Annotated in this window: 19 protein-coding genes; all 19 read right to left on the minus strand. The window is 70.3% G+C overall.

What is annotated here, in order from left to right:
- Positions 1 to 65: 65 nt before the first annotated feature.
- Positions 66 to 899 (minus strand): orotidine-5'-phosphate decarboxylase, encoded by an 834-nt coding sequence (pyrF, locus tag ACI3KY_RS17440; protein ID WP_404931407.1) that lies wholly within the window; start codon positions 897 to 899, stop codon positions 66 to 68.
- Positions 896 to 4,198: a carbamoyl-phosphate synthase large subunit gene (gene carB, locus ACI3KY_RS17445; RefSeq protein WP_404931408.1), complete on the minus strand. Its 3,303-nt coding sequence runs from the start codon at positions 4,196 to 4,198 to the stop codon at positions 896 to 898. Before carB ends, pyrF begins: the two co-directional genes overlap by 4 nt.
- Complete coding sequence (carA, locus tag ACI3KY_RS17450; RefSeq protein ID WP_404931409.1) at positions 4,198 to 5,355, minus strand: glutamine-hydrolyzing carbamoyl-phosphate synthase small subunit; 1,158 nt, start codon at positions 5,353 to 5,355, stop codon at positions 4,198 to 4,200. Before carA ends, carB begins: the two co-directional genes overlap by 1 nt.
- Positions 5,352 to 5,861, minus strand: coding sequence for a hypothetical protein (locus ACI3KY_RS17455; RefSeq protein WP_404931410.1), 510 nt, complete (start codon positions 5,859 to 5,861; stop codon positions 5,352 to 5,354). The genes carA and ACI3KY_RS17455 overlap by 4 nt, the downstream gene beginning before the upstream one ends.
- The gene (locus ACI3KY_RS17460) at positions 5,858 to 7,168 is read right to left on the minus strand and encodes a dihydroorotase (protein ID WP_404931411.1); all 1,311 of its coding nucleotides are present in this window, start codon (positions 7,166 to 7,168) and stop codon (positions 5,858 to 5,860) included. The genes ACI3KY_RS17455 and ACI3KY_RS17460 overlap by 4 nt, the downstream gene beginning before the upstream one ends.
- Complete coding sequence (locus ACI3KY_RS17465) at positions 7,165 to 8,178, minus strand: aspartate carbamoyltransferase catalytic subunit (protein ID WP_404931412.1); 1,014 nt, start codon at positions 8,176 to 8,178, stop codon at positions 7,165 to 7,167. The genes ACI3KY_RS17460 and ACI3KY_RS17465 overlap by 4 nt, the downstream gene beginning before the upstream one ends.
- Positions 8,179 to 8,185: 7 nt before the next feature.
- A complete protein-coding gene (gene pyrR, locus ACI3KY_RS17470) occupies positions 8,186 to 8,734 on the minus strand; it encodes a bifunctional pyr operon transcriptional regulator/uracil phosphoribosyltransferase PyrR (protein ID WP_404931413.1) in 549 nt (182 codons plus the stop codon).
- Positions 8,735 to 8,876: 142 nt separating this feature from the next.
- On the minus strand, positions 8,877 to 9,416 hold the full coding sequence (locus ACI3KY_RS17475) for a DoxX family membrane protein (protein ID WP_404931414.1): 540 nt from the start codon (positions 9,414 to 9,416) through the stop codon (positions 8,877 to 8,879).
- Between the two features lie 173 nt (positions 9,417 to 9,589).
- Entirely contained in the window at positions 9,590 to 11,164 is a 1,575-nt protein-coding gene (locus ACI3KY_RS17480) for a Rieske 2Fe-2S domain-containing protein (RefSeq protein WP_404931415.1), read from the minus strand.
- Positions 11,165 to 11,251: 87 nt separating this feature from the next.
- Entirely contained in the window at positions 11,252 to 14,521 is a 3,270-nt protein-coding gene (locus tag ACI3KY_RS17485) for an SNF2-related protein (RefSeq protein WP_404931416.1), read from the minus strand.
- Positions 14,522 to 14,570: 49 nt separating this feature from the next.
- On the minus strand, positions 14,571 to 14,981 hold the full coding sequence (gene nusB / locus ACI3KY_RS17490) for a transcription antitermination factor NusB (RefSeq protein WP_404931417.1): 411 nt from the start codon (positions 14,979 to 14,981) through the stop codon (positions 14,571 to 14,573).
- A 19-nt stretch (positions 14,982 to 15,000) separates the two neighbouring features.
- A complete protein-coding gene (efp, locus tag ACI3KY_RS17495) occupies positions 15,001 to 15,561 on the minus strand; it encodes an elongation factor P (RefSeq protein ID WP_194415430.1) in 561 nt (186 codons plus the stop codon).
- Positions 15,562 to 15,700: 139 nt separating this feature from the next.
- Positions 15,701 to 16,159, minus strand: coding sequence for a type II 3-dehydroquinate dehydratase (gene aroQ / locus ACI3KY_RS17500; RefSeq protein WP_404931418.1), 459 nt, complete (start codon positions 16,157 to 16,159; stop codon positions 15,701 to 15,703).
- 37 nt (positions 16,160 to 16,196) lie between these two features.
- Complete coding sequence (locus ACI3KY_RS17505; RefSeq protein WP_404931419.1) at positions 16,197 to 16,745, minus strand: GNAT family N-acetyltransferase; 549 nt, start codon at positions 16,743 to 16,745, stop codon at positions 16,197 to 16,199.
- Positions 16,745 to 17,821 (minus strand): 3-dehydroquinate synthase, encoded by a 1,077-nt coding sequence (aroB, locus tag ACI3KY_RS17510; protein ID WP_404931420.1) that lies wholly within the window; start codon positions 17,819 to 17,821, stop codon positions 16,745 to 16,747. The genes ACI3KY_RS17505 and aroB overlap by 1 nt, the downstream gene beginning before the upstream one ends.
- Entirely contained in the window at positions 17,818 to 18,354 is a 537-nt protein-coding gene (locus ACI3KY_RS17515) for a shikimate kinase (RefSeq protein WP_404931421.1), read from the minus strand. Before ACI3KY_RS17515 ends, aroB begins: the two co-directional genes overlap by 4 nt.
- Positions 18,338 to 19,567 (minus strand): chorismate synthase, encoded by a 1,230-nt coding sequence (aroC, locus tag ACI3KY_RS17520; RefSeq protein ID WP_404931422.1) that lies wholly within the window; start codon positions 19,565 to 19,567, stop codon positions 18,338 to 18,340. The genes ACI3KY_RS17515 and aroC overlap by 17 nt, the downstream gene beginning before the upstream one ends.
- Before the next feature lie 30 nt (positions 19,568 to 19,597).
- A complete protein-coding gene (locus ACI3KY_RS17525) occupies positions 19,598 to 20,473 on the minus strand; it encodes a shikimate dehydrogenase family protein (protein ID WP_404931423.1) in 876 nt (291 codons plus the stop codon).
- Positions 20,443 to 21,858, minus strand: a 1,416-nt coding sequence (gene mltG, locus ACI3KY_RS17530; protein WP_404931424.1) for an endolytic transglycosylase MltG, incomplete at its 5' end; no start/stop codon positions are given. The genes mltG and ACI3KY_RS17525, both read right to left, overlap by 31 nt.

Genomic DNA, 21,858 nt, shown 5'->3' on the forward strand with positions numbered 1-21,858 from the left:
CATCTCCGAGCGCGCCCGTGGTTCGGGGCGAAGCCCCATCAAGAGGGGTACGGGAATCGGGCATGTCAATCACCACGGTAGAGAAGGGCGCGCTCGGAGATGCGCGCGGCGAGCCGGTCGGGTCCGGCAGCCAGGATGCTGCGGCTCTCCGACGCTATCACCGCTTCCGCCAGCCCGCCGAAGCGCGCGCGGAGCTGATGCGCCTCCGCACCCTGATGACCGAACCCCGGACCCAGGATCGGGGCGACCGGAGAGAACGGAGTGAGCCCGGCATCCGCCCAGTCCACGGTGCCGCCGATCACCACGCCCACGCTCCCCCACTCCCCCTCCGGGGTCGTGCGGGCGTTGCGCTCCGAGATCTCGCGCACGATCGCGGCCGAGACCGTCTCGCCGCTCGGAAGGACCGCCCGCTGGGCGGTGCGCGCGTCGGGATTGCTCGTGGCGGCCAGCACGAACACGCCCTTGCCGTGGCGTTCCGCGACGGCGAACGTGCCTTCGAGCGTGCCGATTCCCAAGAACGGGTTGGCCGTCAGCGCGTCGGCCTCGAGCGGAGAGCCGGGCGTGAGCCACGCCTCGCCGTAGGCGTCCATGGTCGATCCGATGTCGCCGCGCTTGGCGTCGGCGATCACCAGCAGCTCGGCGGCGCGGGCGGCGGCGAGGACGTCCTCGAGTGCGGCGAAGCCGGCCGACCCGTAGCGCTCGAAGAACGAGACCTGCGGTTTGACGACGCCGACGCGGCCCGCGGCGGCCTCGACCACGCGCAGGCCGAACTCGCGCGCGCCGGCGGCTGCGGCATCCACTCCCCACTCCGCCAGGAGATGGGGGTGCGGATCGATGCCGACGCACAGCTGCCCGTACGTCGCGAGAGCTGCGCGGACCCGTTCGCCGAAGGATGTCATCCGCGCGCCCGACGATCTTCCGCGTACTCCTGCAGGCTTCTGACCTTGAAGCCCTCTCGCAGCACCGGCAGAGCGCTTACCGCGGCGCCGAGCACGGCCATCGTCGTGAACAGCGCCTTGTCGCCGGCCACCGCCGCCGCGCGGATCTCGTAGCCGTCGGCGCGGGCACTGCCGCCGCTCGGAGTGTTCACCACGATGTCGATCTCGCCGGCGTTGATGAGGTCGACGATGTTGGTGCCGCCCGACTCCTGCGTCTCGGAGTACTTGCTCACCACGCGCACCGCGATGCCGTTGCGGGCGAGGATCTCGGCGGTGCCCTCGGTCGCGACGAGGTCGAAGCCGAGCTCCTGCAGGCGGTGGGCCGGCAGGATCACCGCGCGCTTGTCGCTGTCGGCGACCGAGATGAACACCGTGCCGGACTGCGGCATGCCGCCGTACGCGGCATCCTGCGACTTCGCGAAGGCCGTGGGGAAGTCGCGGTCGATGCCCATGACCTCGCCGGTGGAGCGCATCTCCGGGCCGAGGACCGAGTCCACGGTCTGCCCGTCGGCGGTACGGAACCGCTTGAACGGCAGCACGGCCTCCTTCACGGCGACCGGGGCGTCCAGCGGCACGCGCGAGCCGTCCTGCTCGGGGAGCAGTCCTTCCGCCTTGAGATCGGCGATCGACGTGCCCGCCATGATCCGCGAGGCGGCCTTCGCGAGCGGGATCCCGAGCGCCTTCGACACGAACGGCACCGTGCGGCTGGCGCGCGGGTTCGCCTCGATCACGTAGAGAACGCCGGCCGAGATGGCGAACTGCACGTTGAGGAGGCCTCGCACGCCCACGCCCTCGGCGATGGCGTGCGTCGCGATCCGGACGCGGTCGATGTCGGTGCGGCCGAGGCTCACCGGCGGCAGCGTGCAGCTCGAGTCGCCGGAATGGATGCCGGCCTCCTCGAGGTGCTCCATGACGCCGCCGATGTACAGCTCCTCGCCGTCGAACAGCGCGTCGACGTCGATCTCGATGGCGTCGTCGAGGAAGCGGTCGACCAGGAGCGGCATCCCCGGGCCGATGATCGCGGCGTCGGCGATGCGGACGAAGTAGTCGCGCAGCGCCTCCGTCGAGTACACGATCTCCATGCCGCGGCCGCCGAGCACGAAGCTCGGGCGCACCAGCACCGGATAGCCGATCTCCTCGGCCACCGCGACGGCGCCGTCGACGTCGATCGCCGTTCCGTTGCGCGGCGCGACCAGGCCCGCGTCGTCGAGCAGGCGCGAGAAGAGCTCGCGCTCCTCAGCCAGGTCGATCGCCGCCGGCTTGGTGCCGAGGATGGTGTAACCGGCGTCCTCGATCCCCTTCGCCAGCCCCAGGGGCGTCTGGCCGCCGAGCTGGCAGATCACGCCCATGATCTCGCCCGACTGCGCCTCTGCGTGCAGCACCTCGAGCACGTCCTCCAGGGTGAGCGGCTCGAAGTAGAGACGGTCCGAGGTGTCGTAGTCGGTCGACACGGTCTCGGGGTTGCAGTTCACCATCACCGTCTCGTAGCCGGCGTCGGCCAGCGCGAAGGAGGCGTGCACGCACGAGTAGTCGAATTCGACGCCCTGCCCGATGCGGTTCGGGCCCGAGCCGATGATGACGATCTTGGTGCGCTCCGACGGCGTCACCTCGGTCTCGAAGTCGTAGCTCGAGTAGTGGTAGGGCGTCAGCGCCGGGAACTCCCCCGCACAGGTGTCGACGGTCTTGTAGACGGGGCGGATGCCGAGGGCGTGACGGATGCCGCGCACCGCGGCTTCACTGGGCTGATCGGCGCCGTTCCGCCGCAGTTCGGCGATCTGGGCGTCGCTGAACCCGTGCTCCTTCGCGATGCGCAGGGTGGCGGCATCCAGCTCGCCCGCCTGGCGCACGAACTCGGCCACCTCGTTGATGAGGACGATCTGATCGAGGAACCACGGGTCGATCTTGGTCGCCTCGAACGCCTGCTCGACCGTGGCGCCCTTGCGCAGCGCCTGCTGCAGCACGACGATGCGCCCGTCGGTCGGACGCTGCGCGATCTCGAGCAGCTCGTCGGCCGAGCGCGTCTCGTCGCCCCAGTGGAAGCTCGACCCGCGCTTCTCGAGGGAGCGCAGCGCCTTCTGCAGCGCCGTGGCGTAGTTGCGGCCGATGGCCATCGCCTCGCCCACGGACTTCATCGTGGTCGTCAGTGTGGTGTCGGCGGCCGGGAACTTCTCGAAGTTGAAGCGCGGCACCTTGACGACGACGTAGTCGAGCGTCGGCTCGAAGCTGGCCGGCGTGACCTTCGTGATGTCGTTGGGAATCTCGTCGAGGCGGTAGCCGATCGCGAGCTTCGCGGCGATCTTCGCGATCGGGAAGCCGGTCGCCTTGGAGGCGAGGGCCGACGACCGCGAGACGCGGGGGTTCATCTCGATCACGATGATGCGACCGGTGGCCGGGTCGACGGCGAACTGGATGTTGCAGCCGCCGGTGTCGACTCCCACCGCGCGGATGATGTCGATGCCGATATCACGCAGCTTCTGGTATTCGCGGTCGGTGAGGGTGAGCGCCGGGGCGACGGTGATCGAGTCGCCGGTGTGGACACCGACCGGGTCGACGTTCTCGATCGAGCACACGACGACGGTGTTGTCGGCGGTGTCGCGCATCAGCTCGAGCTCGTACTCCTTCCACCCGAGGATCGACTCCTCGAGCAGCACCTCGGTCGTCGGCGAGTCGCGCAGACCGGCGCCGGCGATGCGGCGGAGGTCGTTCTCGTCGTACGCGAAGCCCGAGCCCAGGCCGCCCATCGTGAAGGACGGGCGGACGACGAGCGGGTACCCGAGCTCGCCCGCGGCCGCGAGCACCTCGTCCATCGTGTGGGCGATCCGGGATGCCGCGACGTCGGCGCCCGCGTCGAGCACGAGCTGCTTGAAGATCTGGCGGTCCTCGCCCTTGTTGATCGCCTCGAAGTCGGCGCCGATGAGCTCGACGTCGTACTTCTCGAGGATTCCGTGCTTGTGGAGGTCGATCGCCGCGTTGAGCGCCGTCTGACCGCCGAGGGTCGGCAGGATGGCGTCGGGCTTCTCCTTCGCGATGATCGTCTCGATGACGCGCCAGTTGATCGGCTCGATGTAGGTCGCGTCGGCGAAGTCGGGGTCGGTCATGATCGTGGCCGGGTTCGAGTTCACCAGGATGACGCGGACGCCCTCCTCGCGGAGCACACGGCAGGCCTGGGTGCCCGAGTAGTCGAACTCGCACGCCTGCCCGATGACGATCGGGCCGGAGCCGATGACCAGGACGGAGTTGATGTCGTCGCGCTTGGGCATTACTTCGCGGCCTTCTTCTCGAGGTTCGCGACGACGAGGTCGCGGAAGCGGTCGAACAGGTAGTTGGCGTCGTGCGGACCGGCGGCCGCCTCGGGGTGGTACTGCACGGAGAAGGCGGGGATGTCGAGCGCACGCAGGCCCTCGACCACCTGGTCGTTCAGCCCGACATGGCTGACCTCGATGCGGCCGTAGCCGTGCGGGCTGTCGAACTCGCCGTCCACGGGAGCGTCCACGGCGAACCCGTGGTTGTGGGCGGTGATCTCGACGCGCCCGGTCGACTTGTCGAGCACGGGCTGGTTGATGCCGCGGTGGCCGAAGGGCAGCTTGTAGGTGCCGAGGCCCAGCGCACGACCGAGCAGCTGGTTGCCGAAGCAGATGCCGAAGAACGGCAGCCCGTCGTCGAGCACGCCGCGCAGCAGGTCGACGTGGTCGCCCGATGCTGCCGGGTCGCCGGGACCGTTCGAGTAGAAGACCGCGACCGGGTCGATCGCGCGGATCTGCTCGATCGTGACGTCCTGCGGCAGGACGTGCACGTCGAACCCGCGTGCCGCGAGGTTGGTGACCGTGGCCTGCTTCACACCGAGGTCGAGGACGGCGAGGTTGCCGATGCGCTCTCCGGTCGCCTTCGTGACCTCGGCGGCCGCGACCGAGACGTCTGCGGAGAGATTGCGGCCGGCCATCTCGGGTGCCTCGCGCACGAGACGCAGCTGCTCGTCCGGGTCGATCGCCGCCGCCTCGCCGGAGAAGATCGCACCCCGCATGCTCCCGGCCGAGCGGATGTGGCGCGTCACGGCGCGCGTGTCGATGCCGCTGATGCCGACGACGCCATCCGCCACCAGCGCATCGTCGAGCGACTCGTCGGCGCGCCAGTTCGAGACGACGCGCGAGGGGTCGCGCACGATGTAGCCCGACACCCAGATGCGGCGCGACTCGGGGTCTTCGTCGTTCATGCCGGTGTTGCCGATGTGCGGTGCCGTCTGCAGCACGATCTGGCCGGCGTACGAGGGATCGGTGAGCGTCTCCTGGTAGCCCGTCATGCCGGTGGCGAAGACGACCTCGCCGATGGTGGTGCCCTGGGCGCCGTAGGCGCGTCCGACGTGGCGGGTTCCGTCCTCGAGCACGAGGACGGCGGGATCGGTCTGGAAGTGGGAGGTCATGATTCGGTTCCCGTCTGGGTCGGGGGAAGGATGCCGGCCACAGCGTCCGCGAGTGCGCGGGCCGAGGCATCCTGGGGTCGGAAGTAGGTGTCGACGGTCGAGCCGGCGTCGGTGCGCCATGTCAGCCGTGTGAGGCCGCCCGTCTCGACGACGCGGTCGATCGCGACGGTGGACTGGCCGACGTCGACGATGCGGTCGGGAGTCAGCACGAACGGGTCCTGCCCGGTGAGGCCGACGGCCACGCCCTCATCGGCGACGGTGACGGTCGCCTTGGAGCGGAACGCCATGCCCGGGGCGGCGATGCGCTCCAGCGGAGCGTCGCGGGCGGTCGTCGCGACGTACAGCGCGTCGAAAGTCGCACGCACGTGCGCGTCGGCGGGAAGCTCGCCTGCGACGACGAGGGGCGTCGCGTCCCGCCGCGTTCGTCGCCACCACGCCCACGCGAGGGCGGCGAGAAGCACGACGGCGACCGCGATCATGACCGCCAGGGCGCCTTCGCGGGTCATGCGCGTGCTCCCGGCGTATCGAGCAGCGCCCCGTCGGCGACGGTGACGGTGCCCCGGTGGAGCGTCCAGCGCACCTCCCCCGGCAGTTCGCGACCCAGGTACGGCGAGTTCACGCTGCGGCCGCGCAGATCCTCGGCCGTGAACGTGCGGCGCGGCGCCGGGTCGTAGAACGCGAGGGAGGCCGGCTGGCCCTCAGTGAGGGGTGTCCCGTGTCCGGCGAGCCGGCCGATGCGCGCGGGCTCGCGCGACATGACGCGCGCGACGTCGCCCCACGTCAGCAGGCCGGTGTCGATCATCGCCTGCTGCACCACCCGCAGCGCGCTCTCCAGGCCCACCATGCCGTTGGCGGCCGCCTGCCACTCGCAGGCCTTCGCCTCGGCGGGGTGGGGCGCGTGGTCCGTCGCGACGATGTCGATGGTCCCGTCGGCGAGGCCCTCCCGCACCGCGAGCACGTCCTCTTCTCGCCGGAGGGGCGGGTTGACCTTGAATCGCGCGTCGTAGTCGCGCACGAGCTCGTCGGTCAGGAGCAGGTGATGCGGAGTGACCTCGGCGGTCACATCGACGCCGCGGCGCTTGGCCCAGCGGATGATGTCGACCGAGCCTGCGGTCGAAAGGTGGCAGACGTGCAGCCGGGAACCGACGTGCTCGGCGAGAAGCACATCGCGGGCGATGATCGACTCCTCGGCCACCGCGGGCCAGCCGGCGAGCCCGAGCTCCGCCGACACGGCGCCCTCGTTCATCTGGGCGCCCTCGGTGAGGCGCGGGTCCTGGGCGTGCTGGGCGATGACGCCGTCGAACGCCTTCACGTACTCGAGCGCTCGCCGCATGATGAGCGGATCCCAGACGCAGAAGCCGTCGTCGCTGAAGACGCGCACCCGGGCACGGGAGTCGGCCATCGCGCCCAGCTCGGCCAGCCGCTCGCCCTTCTGCCCGACCGTGACGGCGCCGATCGGCTGCACCGTGACGAAGCCGGCAGCCTCGCCGAGGGCGAGCTCCTGCTCGACCACACCGGCGGTGTCGGCGACGGGCGAGGTGTTCGGCATGGCGAACACGGCGGCGTAGCCACCAGCGGCGGCAGCGCGCGAGCCGGTGAGAATCGTCTCGGATGCCTCGTAGCCGGGTTCGCGCAGATGCGTGTGGAGATCGACCAGGCCCGGCAGCAGCACGAGGCCGTCGACGTCGACCACGGTCGCCCCGGCGCGGCTGAGTCCGGGACCCATCTCGGCGATGACGCCGTCTTCGACGATCAGATCGGCGGCGGTGGATCCTTCGACCTGTGCGCCTCGGAAGAGAAGGGTCTCGCTCATGGGGTGTTCTCCTTCTCTTCGCCGCCGGTGACCGGGGCGTCCGTCGCGAGTGTGCTCTCGGCTGCGTCGTGCTCCGCTCCCGCCAGAAGCAGGTAGAGCGCGGCCATGCGCACCGAGACGCCGTTCGCGACCTGCTCGAGGACGGTCGAGCGGGGCGAGTCCGCGGCTTCGGCGGAGATCTCCAGACCCCGGTTCATGGGTCCGGGATGCATGACAATGCTATCCGCTCCCAGCGCCTGCAGGCGGCGCGCGTCGAGACCCCAGCGTCGCGAATACTCCCGTTCAGTGGGGAAATATGCGGCGTTCATGCGTTCCAGCTGGATGCGCAGCATCATGAGTGCGTCCGGTGCGGCGGAGATCGCGTCGTCGAGGTCGTACAGCATGGTCACCGGCCACTGCGACATGTCCTGCGGCACCAGGGTGGGCGGTGCGACCAGAGTGACGTGCGCGCCGAGGGCGTCGAGCAGCCAGACGTTCGAACGGGCGACCCGCGAGTGCAGCACGTCACCGACGATCGTCACCTTCACGCCGGCGAGGTCGCGACCACGGCTGTCGTCGCCGAAGCGCCGCTTGCGGATCGTGAACGCGTCCAGCAGCGCCTGCGTCGGATGCTCGTGCGTGCCGTCTCCCGCGTTGACGACGCCGGCGCTGATCCAGCCGCTCGTGGCGAGGGTGCGCGGTGCGCCGGACGCCCCGTGGCGGATGACGACGGCGTCCGCTCCCATCGCCTGCAGGGTCTGCGCGGTGTCCTGCAGCGACTCCCCCTTCGAGACGCTGGACCCCTTGGCGGAGAAGTTGATCACATCGGCCGAGAGGCGCTTGGCGGCGGCCTCGAACGAGATCCGCGTGCGCGTCGAATCCTCGAAGAACAGGTTGACGACGGTCCTGCCCCGCAGGGTGGGCAGCTTCTTCACCTCGCGGCGCTGCGTGTCGGCCATGTCCTCGGCCACGTCGAGGATGCGCAGGGCATCGGCGCGGGCGAGCGTCCGGGTGTCGAGCAGGTGCCTCATGAGCGGGTCACCGTCCTTCGATGGTGACGGCCTCGGAGCCGTCGGTCTCGTCGAGGCGGACGTTGACGCGCTCGTCGCGGGAGCTCGGCAGGTTCTTGCCGACGAAGTCCGGGCGGATCGGCAGCTCGCGGTGCCCGCGATCGACGAGGGTCGCGAGCCGCACCGCTGCGGGGCGGCCGATGTCCTGCAGCGCGTCCAGCGCCGCACGGATGCTGCGTCCGGAGAAGAGCACGTCATCCACCAGGACGACGACCTTGCCGTCGACGCCGCCGGGCGGGATCTGCGTCCGCTGCGGCGAGCGGGTCGGGTTGCGGTGCAGATCGTCCCGATACATCGTGACGTCGAGGGCGCCGACCGGCACCGGGGCGCCGCCGAACTGCTCCACCAGCGCGCCGATCCGATGCGCGAGCGTGACGCCGCGCGTGGGGATCCCGAGGAGGACCAGACCTTCGGGGCCCTTGTTGGACTCCAGGATCTCGTGGGAGATCCGAGTCAGGGCCCGGGCGATATCGGCGCCGGTCATGACGGTGCGAGGCTGCACGGTGGGCGTGCTCATCCGCCGCTCCCTTCTCCGCCTCACAGGACGGGGTTAAAGGTTGCTGTGATCGTCGTCCAGTCTAGGGCACGGCGAAGGCCGGCCCCGAATCGGGACCGGCCCTCGCGGCGGCGGCGGGATGGGCATCGCGACGCCGCTGCGGTCATCCCCGCGCGGCAGGACCGCGCAGAACCCGGGAGGCGACGACGAGGGCCGCGGCGATCAGCACGACGTTCTTGAAGATGTACTGACCGGTCAGCGTCGGTCCCATGGGACCGAAGACCTCGCTGGGCAGGAGCACGATCGGCGACAGGATCCCGACGTAGGCGATCGCGAGCACCACGAGCCCGATCCGTGCGAAGCCGCGACCGGCGATCAGCAGCGCGCCCGCCGCGACTTCGATCACCGCGGTGGCGACGAGCGCGGCCTGTCCGCTGACGAGGCCGAAGGTGAGCTTCTCCCAGGTCTGGCTCACCAGCGCCTCGACCGGGCTGACGCCCGGGAAGAGCTTCAGGGCGCCGAACACGACGAAGACGGCTCCGAGTGCGATCCGCAGGGCGGGGATGCTCCAGCGCTGCAGCGAGGCCTTGACGGCGGCCTCGGCCCGCGCCTCCCACGACAGGATCGCGCGGATGGGGCTCGACTGACGGGTCGATGCGGGGACGACGACGCCGGCGGCGCCGTGGACGGGAACGGTGGTCATGGCGTTGACTCCTTCGATGCTGATCGCCCGCGATCGCGGGCACGGTGATCAGGATTCGGAGGGAGCCGTCATGATACGGAACGGCAGAGGATTCGCGGGCCGAGCACACACGACCGGCACGAGAACGCCGTCTGATTGTCGGAGATCTACAACCAGACGGCGCCTTCGATGGTTCAGGCCGCGGGCGTGGTCGCCTCGCGGGAGAGCGCGTCCTCCACCTGGGACGCGCGGATCGGGTGCCCCTGGCTGGTCAGGCACTTGCCGCTCGCCAGGTCCCACTTCCAGTCGTGGAGGGAACACGTGAGGACGCCGTCCTCGATCTTCCCGGTCTTGGTGAGATCGGCCCGCAGGTGCGGGCAGCGGCGCTGCACGATCCAGTCGCCGAGCTGCGCGTCCTCGGTCTGGTCGGTCTGCTCGGCGTACCAGTTCTCGACGTACTCGATGCGATCGCGTGACAGGCACTTCAGGAACGTGGTGAGGAACTCGTTGAACTTGCCGCTGCGCCCCACCTCGAACTGCATCGACAGGAAGATCGAGTTCGACCAGTCGATCTCGTGGTCGGCGATGTTGGTCGAGACCAGGTCGGCCGGGATCGTGTACCAGTAGATGCACTCGTCGTCGGCGTATTCGCGCACCTTCGCCTTCGGGAAGTCCACCACCATGTCCAGGTCGCCGATGCGGAAGCGCACGATGCCGCCGACGCCGTTGCGGATGGTGCGGGCGCGGCGCAGCAGCGGCTCCCACCACTCCTTGATCGCCGCGAGCATCTCCGCCGGCGGCAGAACGGCCGCACGCGAGGCCTCCTCGGCGCGGATCTCGTCCCGACGGGAGTCGCGCTGTTCGGCGAGGTACGACCACTTGTCGTCGAAGATGCGGTCGATCTCGGCATCCGTGTACAGGGTCTGGGTGACCGACAGCTCGCCGCCGTTCAGCTCGACGACCGTGCCGGGCACGAACTCGTAGCCCTTCTGGTCCGGTCGCAGCTCGGCCATGTGTGTCAGGAACTGCCGCTGGTCGGTGAAGATCGCGTCGTCGTCGAGGCCGTAGCCGTTGTACTTGAACAGCTCTTCGCGCAGGAACATCGGCGGCCCGGCCATGGGGAAGACGTGCTCGGCATCCACCTTCTCGATGTAGTACATCGCGCGCTTGTTCTGGGCGTCGCGCTTGAGCTTGGCGAAGTTCTGCTTGGCGTCCTGGGGCAGGTCGTAGACCATGGGCCACCAGATGGCGCCCGAGACCTGCGTGAAGTACGCCTCGGGCTTCGAGAAGCCGAGCAGCTTCTCGAGGTCGAGCGGGTGCGAGTCGTTCTGGTTCAGGATGCTGGCGGTGCCGTCGTCGACGCTCAGGGACGAGTCGCCGATCGGCCCGTCGCTCGGCGCGCGCAACGGCGTCACCATGAGCTTGAGGGGGCCGAACTCGAGCGGCACGCCCGCCTGCGTGTAGACGATGTTGTCGTAGCCGAGCCGGCGGAGGTCCTGCTCGAGATCGTCGGTCGGGTAGTCCGGCAGCAGGACCTTGATGTCCTTCGGCACGTGGCGCTGCATGAGCGCCGGGTCGAAGTGGTCCCGGTGACGGTGCGAGACGTACAGGAAGTCGGCGTTGCCGTACTTCTGCCAGTCCAGCGCCCGGTTGTCGGGGAACGGGAACCACGACCCGAAGAAGGTCGGGCCGATCACCGGGTCGCAGAGGATGCTTCCTCCCGCCGTCTCGATGAACATTCCGGCGTGGCCGAGGCCCGTGATGCGCATGGGACTCCTCCCCTATCCAACAGTCGAACGAACCAGACGAGTCTAGGCGAGCGGCGCCGCGGTACCCGGCCCGTCGACCGGCAAGTCTCAGGCGTCGAACAGCCCGCGGATGTCGTCGGCGGTGAGCGCCTGGCCGAACAGGGCGTCGTCGTCCATCACCGACCGGAACAGGCGCGCCTTGCGCTGCTGCAGCGCCATCACCTTCTCCTCGATGGTCCCGTTCGCGATGAGCCGGTACACCATGACGCTGCGGTGCTGCCCGATGCGATGTGCACGGTCGATCGCCTGCGCTTCGGCGGCGGGATTCCACCAGGGGTCCAGCATGAACACGTAGTCGGCCTCGGTGAGAGTGAGTCCGAAGCCGCCCGCCTTCAGGCTGATGAGGAAGACCGGCGCCTCTCCCCCGCGGAAGGTCTCGACCGCGGCATCGCGATCGCGGGTCGACCCGTCGAGATAGGCGAACGGGATGCCGCGCTCCTCGAGCCGCGCCGACACCAGGCCGAGGAACGACGTGAACTGGCTGAACACGAGCGCCCGGTGCCCCTCGGCGAGGGCTTCGTCGAGCTGCTCGAACAGGGCGCCGAGCTTGCTCGGAGCGATGTGGGAGTACGCGGGGTCGACGAGTTCCGGGGCGAGGCTGAGCATGCGGAGCAGCGTCAGCGAGCGGAACACGATGAAGCGGTTGCGATCGAGGTCTTCGAGCAGTCCCAGCACCTTCTGACGCTCGCGCTGCAGGACGGTGTCGTAGAGGGCCCGATGGGCGGCGCCGAGCTCGATGCGCACCTCCTGCTCCTGCTTCGCGGGGAGGTCGGCGGCCACCACCTCCTTCGTGCGCCTCAGGACGAGCGGACGGATGCGGCGCCGCAGGCGCGCCAGACGTCCGGCGCGATACGCGCCGCCCTCCTGGTTCTCGGGCACCTTGCCCTTCTCGATCGGGCCCACGTACTCCTCGCGGAACCGGCGTGCCGACGGGAACAGCCCCGGCGCCGTGAGCGAGAGCAGGGCCCACAGCTCGGTGAGGCTGTTCTCGAGCGGGGTGCCCGTCACGGCGAAGACGACGTCCGCCGAAAGGTCGCGCGCCGCCCGATAGGCCTTCGTCTGGCTGTTCTTCACGAACTGCGCCTCGTCCAGGATGAGGCCGGCCCACGTGACGCGTCCGAACTCGGCCTCGTCGAGACGCAGGAGCGTGTACGACGTCACGACGATGTCGGCGGCGGCTGCGGCATCCGCCACCGGCGTCCCCCGCTTCGCGCGAGTCGCATCGATGAGGGCGACGCGAAGGTCGGGCACGAAGCGCGCCGCCTCGCTGCGCCACGTCGAGAGCACGGAGGTGGGCGCCACCACCAGGAAAGGGCGCTTCTCGCCGCGCTCACGAGCGTGGGTGATGAGGGCCAGCAGCTGCAGCGTCTTGCCGAGGCCCATGTCGTCAGCCAGGATGCCGCCGAGCCGGTGCTGCCACAGGAACGCCAGCCAGTCGTAGCCGACCCGCTGATACGGGCGCAGGTCCGCCTGCAGTGCGGACGGGAGCGGCATGGCGGGCACCCCGTCGGCCTCGCGCAGCGCCTCGACGGTCGCGCGCCACGAGACCGCGGGCTGCGCCTCGTCGGCGAGATCCTCGAAATCCGCCCAGAGGGCCGTCTGGTAGCGGCTGATGCGCGGCCCGGTCTCCCACTCGTCGAGCTCGCCGGCTTCGTCGATGAGATCTCGGAGGCGCTGCAGCGACGGATGCGACAGCGAGAAGTACGCGCCGTCGCTCAGCAGGATCTTCTTGCGGCCGCGCGACAGCGCCGTGAAGAGGGTCCCGAACGGGATGCGGCGGCCGTCGATCGTCACAAGCACGCCCAGGTCGAACCAGTCGGCGTCGGTCGTCTCGACCGCCGTGATGTCGATGCGCGGGTCGCCGGCGAGCTCGCGGTACGGCGGACGCTCGCCCGAGATCTCCACGCGGATGTCGGCCTCCGCTTCGAGCAGCGGCAGCAGCTCCGAGGCGAATTCGGCCGCGTCGATCCCCGACAGCGTGCCGGCAGAGGCGAAGTCGATCGGCGCGTGATCGCGCCACAGCGCCTCGGCGCGCCCACGGATCGCCGCCTCGGCGTCGGCGTCGCGATCGTCGCCGGTCGTGTCCAGACCGAGCAGCTCGCCCTCGCCGTATCGCCACGCCAGCGTGTACACGAGCCGGTGGTTCGGTTCGAACCGCACGAGGAGCACGAGCAGCGGCCGCGGAGGCGGGGCGACGTCGATCCCCGGCGCATCGATCTCCACGCGTCGCGCGATGCGGGGCAGGTGCTCGCGGACGAACTCCTCGGCGTCGTCGGCCGGGACGGTGACAGCCTCACGTGCGGTGAGGAGTGCGGGCACCGGGTCGGGCAGCGGGACGGCGGCCAGCACCAGGTCGATGCGCTCCCGATGCACCGTGAAGCGGTAGACACCGGTGCGTCCGACCGGGCGCAGGCCGGCGGCCGCGATCTGCTCGCCGTCGATGGTCACGATCGGGACGATCTCGAGGCCGCGCGCGGTGCGCTGCGCCTGCACGGCGACGGACGCCGTGGACGCCAGAGCGACCGTCGCGCCGCGCTTGGTCGGAACGAACGGGATGCCCAGGTCGGCGGCGGACGCCAGGTGCGGCCAGAGGAGACTCGACTCGATGTCGTCGAGCGTGAGCCATTCCGACACATCCGAGAACGCGCCGAACGAGCGGACGTCGCGGCCGATGCTGTGCAGCTCGGCGAACCATCGGGTCTGCGACGGGTCGTACTCCGTGGTCGGCCGCCGCAGCGCGTCCCACGAGACGCCGCCCTTGATCCACGCGTCCGACCGGCCCGACCGAGCCAGGGGGCGGAGCCCCACCAGCACGTCCAGCCCATGCTGATGCAGGCCGCGGGCCGTTGCCGACTCGACCCGCGCCGGTGCCCAGGCCGACGCTCCGCGACGCACGCGCTGGCGCAGTTCGACCCCGAGGGCGAGGGGCGTGTGCGTCCGTGCGACGGGTGCCGGGGCGGCGAACACCGCGCGCCACGACGACTCCCCCGACGCCGGTGCCGAAGTCGCCAGCCTGTTCGCTGCGAGCAGCGTCGCAACCGTGTGCTTGCAGTCGAACTGCACCGGGCACGTGCACGACGTGGCGGCGATGGGGTGGTCCACCCGCTGCGGGTCGAGCCGCACGCGGCAGCGGTACGTGCGTCCCGCGCTGCCCCTGACGACGGCCTCGATGACGGACGTCACCGGGTCCCACTGCAGCTGCTGCACCGCGCCGTCGGCGAAGTACGCCGCACCGCGTTCGTACGAGCCGCTGTCGGTGTGTCGGCGGATGTGCCCGGGATCGATGAACGGCGGGGGGCCGGCCGACAGCGGGGTCACGGCATCCATCCTGCCAAGTCCCGCCGACACCGCGGCGAGCGTGCGGCGTTCAGCCCGCGCGCGCGATCCGGGCGAGGACGCCGTGGACGAACGAGCCGGACTCGTCGGTCGAGAACTCCTTGACCAGTTCGACGGCCTCGTCGATGGCGACCGCGGTGGGCACCTCGTCGTTGTAGAGGATCTCCCAGGCGCCGATGCGCAGCACGGCACGGTCGACGGCGGGCATGCGCGCGAGCGTCCAGTCCTTCGCGAACGTCGTGATCTGCTCGTCGATGGCGTCCTGGTTGTCGATCACGCCGTCGACGATCTCACGGGCGTACAGCCACGAGGCCTCGCGGGCGGGCTCGTTCGCGGCCCGCTTCGCCTCGGCGGCGAGGACGGTCGCGGGGGTGTCGCCGCGGACGTCGGCCTGGAAGAGGATGTCGAGCGCGCGCTTGCGCGCCTTCGTACGGGCACTCATGAGTCAGCAGCCGCCGACGTCAGTTGACGCGGCCGAGGTAGTCGCCGGTGCGCGTGTCGACCTTGACCTTGGTGCCGGTCTCGACGAACAGGGGCACCTGGATCTCGTACCCGGTCTCGACGGTCGCGGCCTTGGTGCCGGCCGACGAGCGGTCGCCCTGGAGGCCCGGCTCGGTGTAGGTGATCTCGAGGATGACGGAGGCGGGAAGCTCGACGTAGAGCGGGTTGCCGTTGTTCAGCGCGATCTGCACCTGCTGGTTCTCGAGCAGGAAGTTCGCGGCGTCGCCGACGGTGGCGGCCGCCACGTTGATCTGGTCGTAATCGGCGACATCCATGAAGACGAAGTTGTCGCCGTCGTTGTACAGGTACGTGAAGTCGCGGCGGTCGACGTTCTCGATGTCGATCTTCGCGCCCGCGTTGTACGTGCGGTCGACGACCTTGCCCGACACGACGTTCTTGAGCTTGGTGCGGACGAACGCGCCACCCTTGCCCGGCTTGACATGCTGGAACTCGATGACGTTCCAGAGCTGACCGTCGATGCTGAGGACGACGCCGTTCTTGATGTCTGCGGTGGATGCCATGAGGGTGCGAATCCGTTTCGTTGTGTGCGGTGTGGTGCCGGCGGCGTGAAGTGCGAGGCGGCCGCTGCCCGCCGAGAAGCTCGAGGACCGGCAGCGCCGACGTTCGATTCTACGGGATGCCTGGTCCCCGGCCGATTCGTCAGCCCTCGGCCTGCCCGGTGAGGATGTCGATGAGACGTGCGACCGCTGTCGCATACCCGGCCACGCCCTCGCCGATGACGTGGACCTGGGCGACGTCGGCGACGTACGAATGGTGGCGGAACTCCTCGCGCGCCTTCACGTCCGAGATGTGGACCTCGGCGACGGGAAGGCCGACGCCGGAGAGCGCGTCGCGCAGCACGACGGACGTGTGGGTCAGTCCGCCCGGGTTGATGACGATGCCGGCGCAGTCCTCGCGTGCCGCGTGGATGGCGTCGAGGAGCACGCCCTCGTGGTTGCTCTGCACGGCCCTGACCTCGAAGCCGCGCCGGGCCGCGGCATCCGTCGTCACCTGCTCCACGTCGGCGAGGGTCGCCGTGCCGTAGATGCCGGGTTCGCGGGTGCCCAGGAGGTTGAGATTCGGACCGTTGACGAGCAGCAGGCGACGGGGCGTGGTCATGGTCGCACGATATCAGCGGCCGGGGCTGGCAGACCGGTCACGGCAGAGGGCGCGACATGACGATCTCCGGCCCGATGGCGCTGGAGTACGTCTCGCCGGTGGCTGCGAAGCCCGCACGCCGGTACGCGCCCTGGGCGCGATGGTTGTCGCGGTGCACGTCGAGCCAGATCCGGTCGAGGCCGAGGCCCGCCGCCCATTCGGCCGCCGCAGCGAGCAGCGCGTCGACCGCACCCGCACCGCGGTGGCCCGGACTGACGTACACCCCCACCACGTCGGCTCTGCGGTCGTCGACGTACCGGCCGAGGTGGTCCTTCTGCCCGGTGGCGCGGATGAGCACCGAGAGGCTGCCGACCCAGACCTCGTCGACGACGGCGACGAACTGGGCGGTGGTCTCGCTCGTGGCCGCCTTCTCAGCGCGTTCGCGCCAGAAGTCGTCGGCCCGCGCGGCCACCTGCTCGGGAGTCTCGAGGAACGCGATCCCTGCATCCGGGTCGCTCGTCGATTCGAGTCGCAGCGCGCGCACCGCCGCCCATTCGTCGGCACGGATGCGGCGCACGATGAGCCCGGAAGCGTCGGGCCCGGGCATCAGCCCGTCACCTCCTGGTAGGCGGCGAAGAGCAGCGATTCGTCCGGAGCCTGCAGGACGGTGGGCTTGGCGATGTCGTCGAGCACGATGAAGCGCAGCATGCCGCCCCGGCTCTTCTTGTCGCGCTGCATCGTCGCGAGGAGCGTGGGCCACCGTCCGGCGCCGTAGGTGGTGGGCAGGCCCAGCGACCCCAGGATGTCGCGATGGCGCTGGGCGGCGGCATCCGGAAGCCGGCCGGCGAGCCGCGACAGTTCGGCGGCGAACACCATCCCCACCGAGATCGCGGCGCCGTGACGCCAGCGGTAACGCTCGGCGTGCTCGATGGCGTGACCCAGCGTGTGGCCGTAATTGAGGATCTCGCGAAGGCCCGCTTCGCGCAGGTCCTCTCCCACGACGCGCGCCTTCATCTCGATGGCGAGCTCGATGGTGCGGCGGAACGCGGCGCTCTGCGGGTCGACCGCGGTCTCGGGGTCGGCCTCGACGAGGTCGAGGATCTCGGGCGCCCAGATGAACCCCGCCTTGACGACCTCGGCGTAGCCCGCGACGCGCTCGTTGCGCGACAACGAGCCGAGCAGGTCGAGGTCGCAGATGACGGCGCGCGGCGCCCAGAATGCGCCGACGAGGTTCTTGCCCTCGGCGGTGTTGACGCCGGTCTTGCCGCCGACGGCGGCGTCGACCATGCCGAGCACCGTGGTCGGAACCTGCACCACCTCGACGCCGCGCAGCCACGTGGCCGCCACGAAGCCGGCGAGATCGGTGACAGCTCCCCCGCCGAAGCCCACGACGACGTCCGTGCGGGTGAAGTCCGCCTTGCCCATCACCTGCCAGCAGAACGCCGCGACCTCGATGCGCTTTCCGGCCTCGGCGTCGGGGATCTCGGCCAGCAGCACCTCACGATCGCCCACGAGCTGCGCACGCAGGCTCTCGGCCTGTGCCGCAAGGGTCGGGGGGTGGATCACGAGCACCTTGCGGGCCGCAGCGGGCAGTGCCTCGCCGAGCGACGACAGGATGCCGTGGCCCACGGTGATGCCGTAGCTCGCGTCTCCGCTCACGGTGATGGTCGTGGCATCCGTCATGCCGTCTCCTCCTGGTCGGGTCTGCTCGAGCGCACCCATGCGACGAGGGCGTCGACGATGTCCTGCAGCGGACCCGTCGACGTGTCGAACGTCACGTCGGCGAGCTCTTCATAGACGGGGCGGCGCTCTTCGAAGATCGCCGTCCAGCGCTCGATGGCGTCATCGCCGCCCTGCAGCAGCGGCCGGTTCGAGTCGCGCACGCGGCCGGCCACCACCCGTGGCGTGACGGTGAGGAGCGCGACGCGATGTCGCGCGAGCTCCGCCCGCGTGTCGGGGTCCATCACGGCGCCGCCGCCCAGTGAGACGATGCCGGCGGTGGCGAGCCCCTCGCGGACGGCAGCGCGCTCGGCGGCGCGGAAGCGCGCCTCGCCGTGCTCGACGAAGAGCTTCTCGATGGGTCCGTGATCGCGGACGACTGCCGCATCGGTGTCGAAGAAGGGCACGCCGAGCGCGCGCGCGGCCTTCTTGCCGATACTGGTCTTACCGGCGCCCATCGGGCCGATCAGCACGACGGCGTCAGAGTGCGAGGTCATGCTCGGCGAGGCCGGCGTCGCTCTCGGCCGCACTGCGCAGCGCGTCGGGGATGGCGGCGAGGTAGCCCTCGAGGTTGCGGCGGGTCTCGGCGACGCTGTCCCCGCCGAACTTCTCGAGCACCACATCGGCCAGCACCACGGCGACCATCGCCTCGGCGACGACGCCTGCCGCGGGCACCGCGCACACGTCGGAGCGCTGGTGGTGGGCGGAGGCGGCGTCGCCCGTCGCGACGTCCACGGTGCGCAGGGCTCGCGGCACCGTCGCGATCGGCTTCATGCCGGCGCGCACGCGCAGCACGGTGCCGGTCGACATGCCGCCCTCCGTGCCACCGGCCTTGTCGCTCGATCGCGTGATGCCGTCGCCGGCCACGAACAGCTCGTCGTGGGCGGCGGACCCGCGACGGCGGGTGGTCTCGAAGCCGTCGCCGACCTCCACGCCCTTGATGGCCTGGATGCTCATGAGCGCCTGCGCCAGCTTCGCGTCGAGGCGGCGATCCCAGTGCACGTGCGAGCCGAGCCCCGGCGGCAGGCCGTACGCCAGAACCTCGACGATGCCGCCGAGCGTGTCGCCATCCTTGCGCGCGTCGTCCACCTCGGCGACCATGGCCGCACTGGTGGCGGCGTCGAAGCAGCGGAGCGGATCGGCGTCGAGCGCCTCAACGTCATCAGGGGTGGGCAGGGCCGAGCCGGCCGGCACCTGCACCGGACCGATCGAGAGCGTGTGGCTGACGAGACGGATGCCGAGCTCGGCGAGGAACCCGCGGGCCAGGGCGCCGAGCGCGACGCGGGCGGCCGTCTCGCGGGCGCTCGCACGCTCGAGGATGGGGCGGGCCTCGTCGAAACCGTACTTCTGCATGCCGACGAGATCGGCGTGACCCGGACGCGGGCGGGTCAGCGCGGCGCCGCGGCCACGGGACTTCTCCGTGAGCTCGACCGGCTCGGGGCTCATGACCTCGACCCACTTGGGCCATTCGGTGTTGCCGATGCGCAGGGCGATGGGGCTGCCGAGGCTGGTGCCGTGCACCACACCCGACGAGATGGTGAGCTCGTCCTCTTCGAACTTCATGCGCGAGCCGCGGCCATAGCCGAGCTTGCGGCGCGCCAGATCCGCTTGGATGGCGGCGCGGGAGATGGGGACGCCCGCAGGCAGGCCCTCCATGACGGCGACGAGTTCGGGGCCGTGCGATTCGCCGGCCGTGAGCACGCGGAGCATTGGTCCAGTCTCCCACGCCCCGGATCGCCGTTACGCCGTCGTGGGCTCCTCGAGCACCCGGCGCATCGCCTCGAGCGCTCCGGCCTCGTTCGCGAGCGGCGCGTCCGGGTCGCCGTGGCGGAAGATCCGCACCTGCATGAGGGCCTGGTGCAGCAGCATCACGAGACCCGATCGCGCCGGGTTCCCGGCACGCCCCCACGCGGCCGACAGTGCGGTCGGCCAGTGCCCGTAGACGACATCGAGCAGCAGCCCGCCGGAACGAGCGAGCGCGTCGGCCGCGGCATCCGTCACCGGGGCCTCGCCTGGCAGCGTCGCGACGGTGAGGTCCACGGCCTCGTGATGGGATGCTGCGAACGATGCGGTGCGCACCGCGATGCCCAGTCGGCCACCGAGCTGGGCCAGCGTCGTCACCGCCTCGGGCCGGCGGGCGACCACGTCCACCTCACGGACACCGAGCTCGGACAGGGCGACGAGCGCGGACGTCGCCGTGGCGCCCGCGCCGACGATGCGGGCGCGCTCCACGTCGGTGATGCCGTCGTCCGCAAGAGAGCGCACGATGCCGCCCACGTCGGTGTTGAAGCCGTGCGGCCCCGTCGGGTCGAGCAGCAGCGTGTTGACGGCGCCGGTCAGCTCGGCGCGGCGGTCGCGGCGGGCGGCCGCGGTGAACGCGACGCCCTTCAGCGGCATCGTGAGCGAGAGGCCGCGCCAGCTGTCGTCCAGCTCGGCGAACTCCCCCGCGAACGACGCCTCGTCGACGCGGCGGAGGCCGTACGACCAGTCCAGGCCGAGCACGGCGTACGCCGCGGCGTGCAGCTGGGGCGAGCGGCTGTGCGCGATGGGATCGCCCCACACCTCCAGACGCGTCGCGTGCGGGCTCAGCACCCCGAGTCCGGGTGTTCGGAGCACCACTGCTGCATCTGGTCCACGTACTTCTGATGTTCGCTGTACGTGCTCGTAAACTCCGTCTGCCCGGTGTCCATGTTCACCGTGACGAAATACAGCCATGGACCATCAACCGGGTGCATGGCGGCGTCGATCGCGACGTCGCCCGGGTTGGCGATGGGGCCGATCGGCAGGCCGGCGTGCACGTAGGTGTTCCAGGGGTTCGGGTCGTACTGCGCCTCTTCCGAGGTGCTCGCGGAGCCCTCGTGCAGTTCGCCATAGCCGAATTGCGCCGTCGAGTCCATCTGCAGCAGCCCGAAGGTCTCCTGGTTGCCCGGGTCGAGACGGTTCAAGATGACTCGTGACACCTTCTGCATGTCGACCCCGTCGCGCGCCTCGCGCTGGATGATCGAGGCGATCGTGAGGATCTCCTGACGCTTCTCGACCGGAACGCCCGCGGCGTCGAGCGATTGTCTCGTGCGATCGACGAGCGTCTGGATTGCGGACTGCGCCGTCACGCTGGGATCGAAGGTGTACGTGGCGGGGAACAGCCAGCCTTCGAGCGGCTGCCCGCCGGCTGCGACGACGGCCGGATCGACCGGAACACCGTACTGGGACGGGTCGGCGGCGGCTGCCTGCAGATCGGCGAGCGGGATGCCGGTGCCCTCGGAGATCCGCTGCAGGGTGCCGTCGACGGTGAACCCCTCGGGGATCTGCGCGGTGAACTCCTGCCGGTTCGCCGAGTCCATGAGGGCGGCGAGGGCGGCCTCGGACGTCATCTGCTTCTGCAGCTTGTAGACGCCCGGCTGGAAGGTGGGGTTCTGACCGGTCTCGATCAGATAGTCGTAGAACGCATCCGGGGTCTTGATGACGCCGGCGTCGTAGAGCGCCTGCGAGATCGGCTGTCCGGTGAACCCCGATTCGATCGTGATGGTGGTCTCGCCGTTGGCGAGGCCCGCTTCGTAGTCCTTGGGCTCTTCCCAGCCCATGACCTCGCGGATCTTGTCCTCGTACGTGTTCCACACGTAGTACCCGCCGCCGGCGATGCCGCCGAGGATCAGCAGCACGACGCCGAGCGCGATCCATCCGCCGATGCGGCGGCGCTTCTTGTTCTTCGGTGGCACGTATCCGATGTCGTCCGTGGAGGTGGAGCCCTCGAACAGCTGGTCGAGCGTGGCCGTGGTCGGGCGCTCGGAGCGCTGCGTGGGCTCCTCGTCGGACAGCGTCGCGGTGCGCGTCGCCGCCGCGGAGACCGTCGTCGTCGCCGCATTGCGACTGTAGGGCATCGCGGGCATCGTGTCGCCGGAGAAGAGCCACGGGTCGTTCTCGGGGGTCGACTCGATGTCGGGGCGGGACGGACGCGGGGTGCGCAGCGGTACAGGCTGGAAGCCGCTGCCCGGTGTCTCGGG

Source organism: Microbacterium sp. ZW T2_14, assembly GCF_044987405.1.
Taxonomy (GTDB): Bacteria; Actinomycetota; Actinomycetes; order Actinomycetales; family Microbacteriaceae; genus Microbacterium.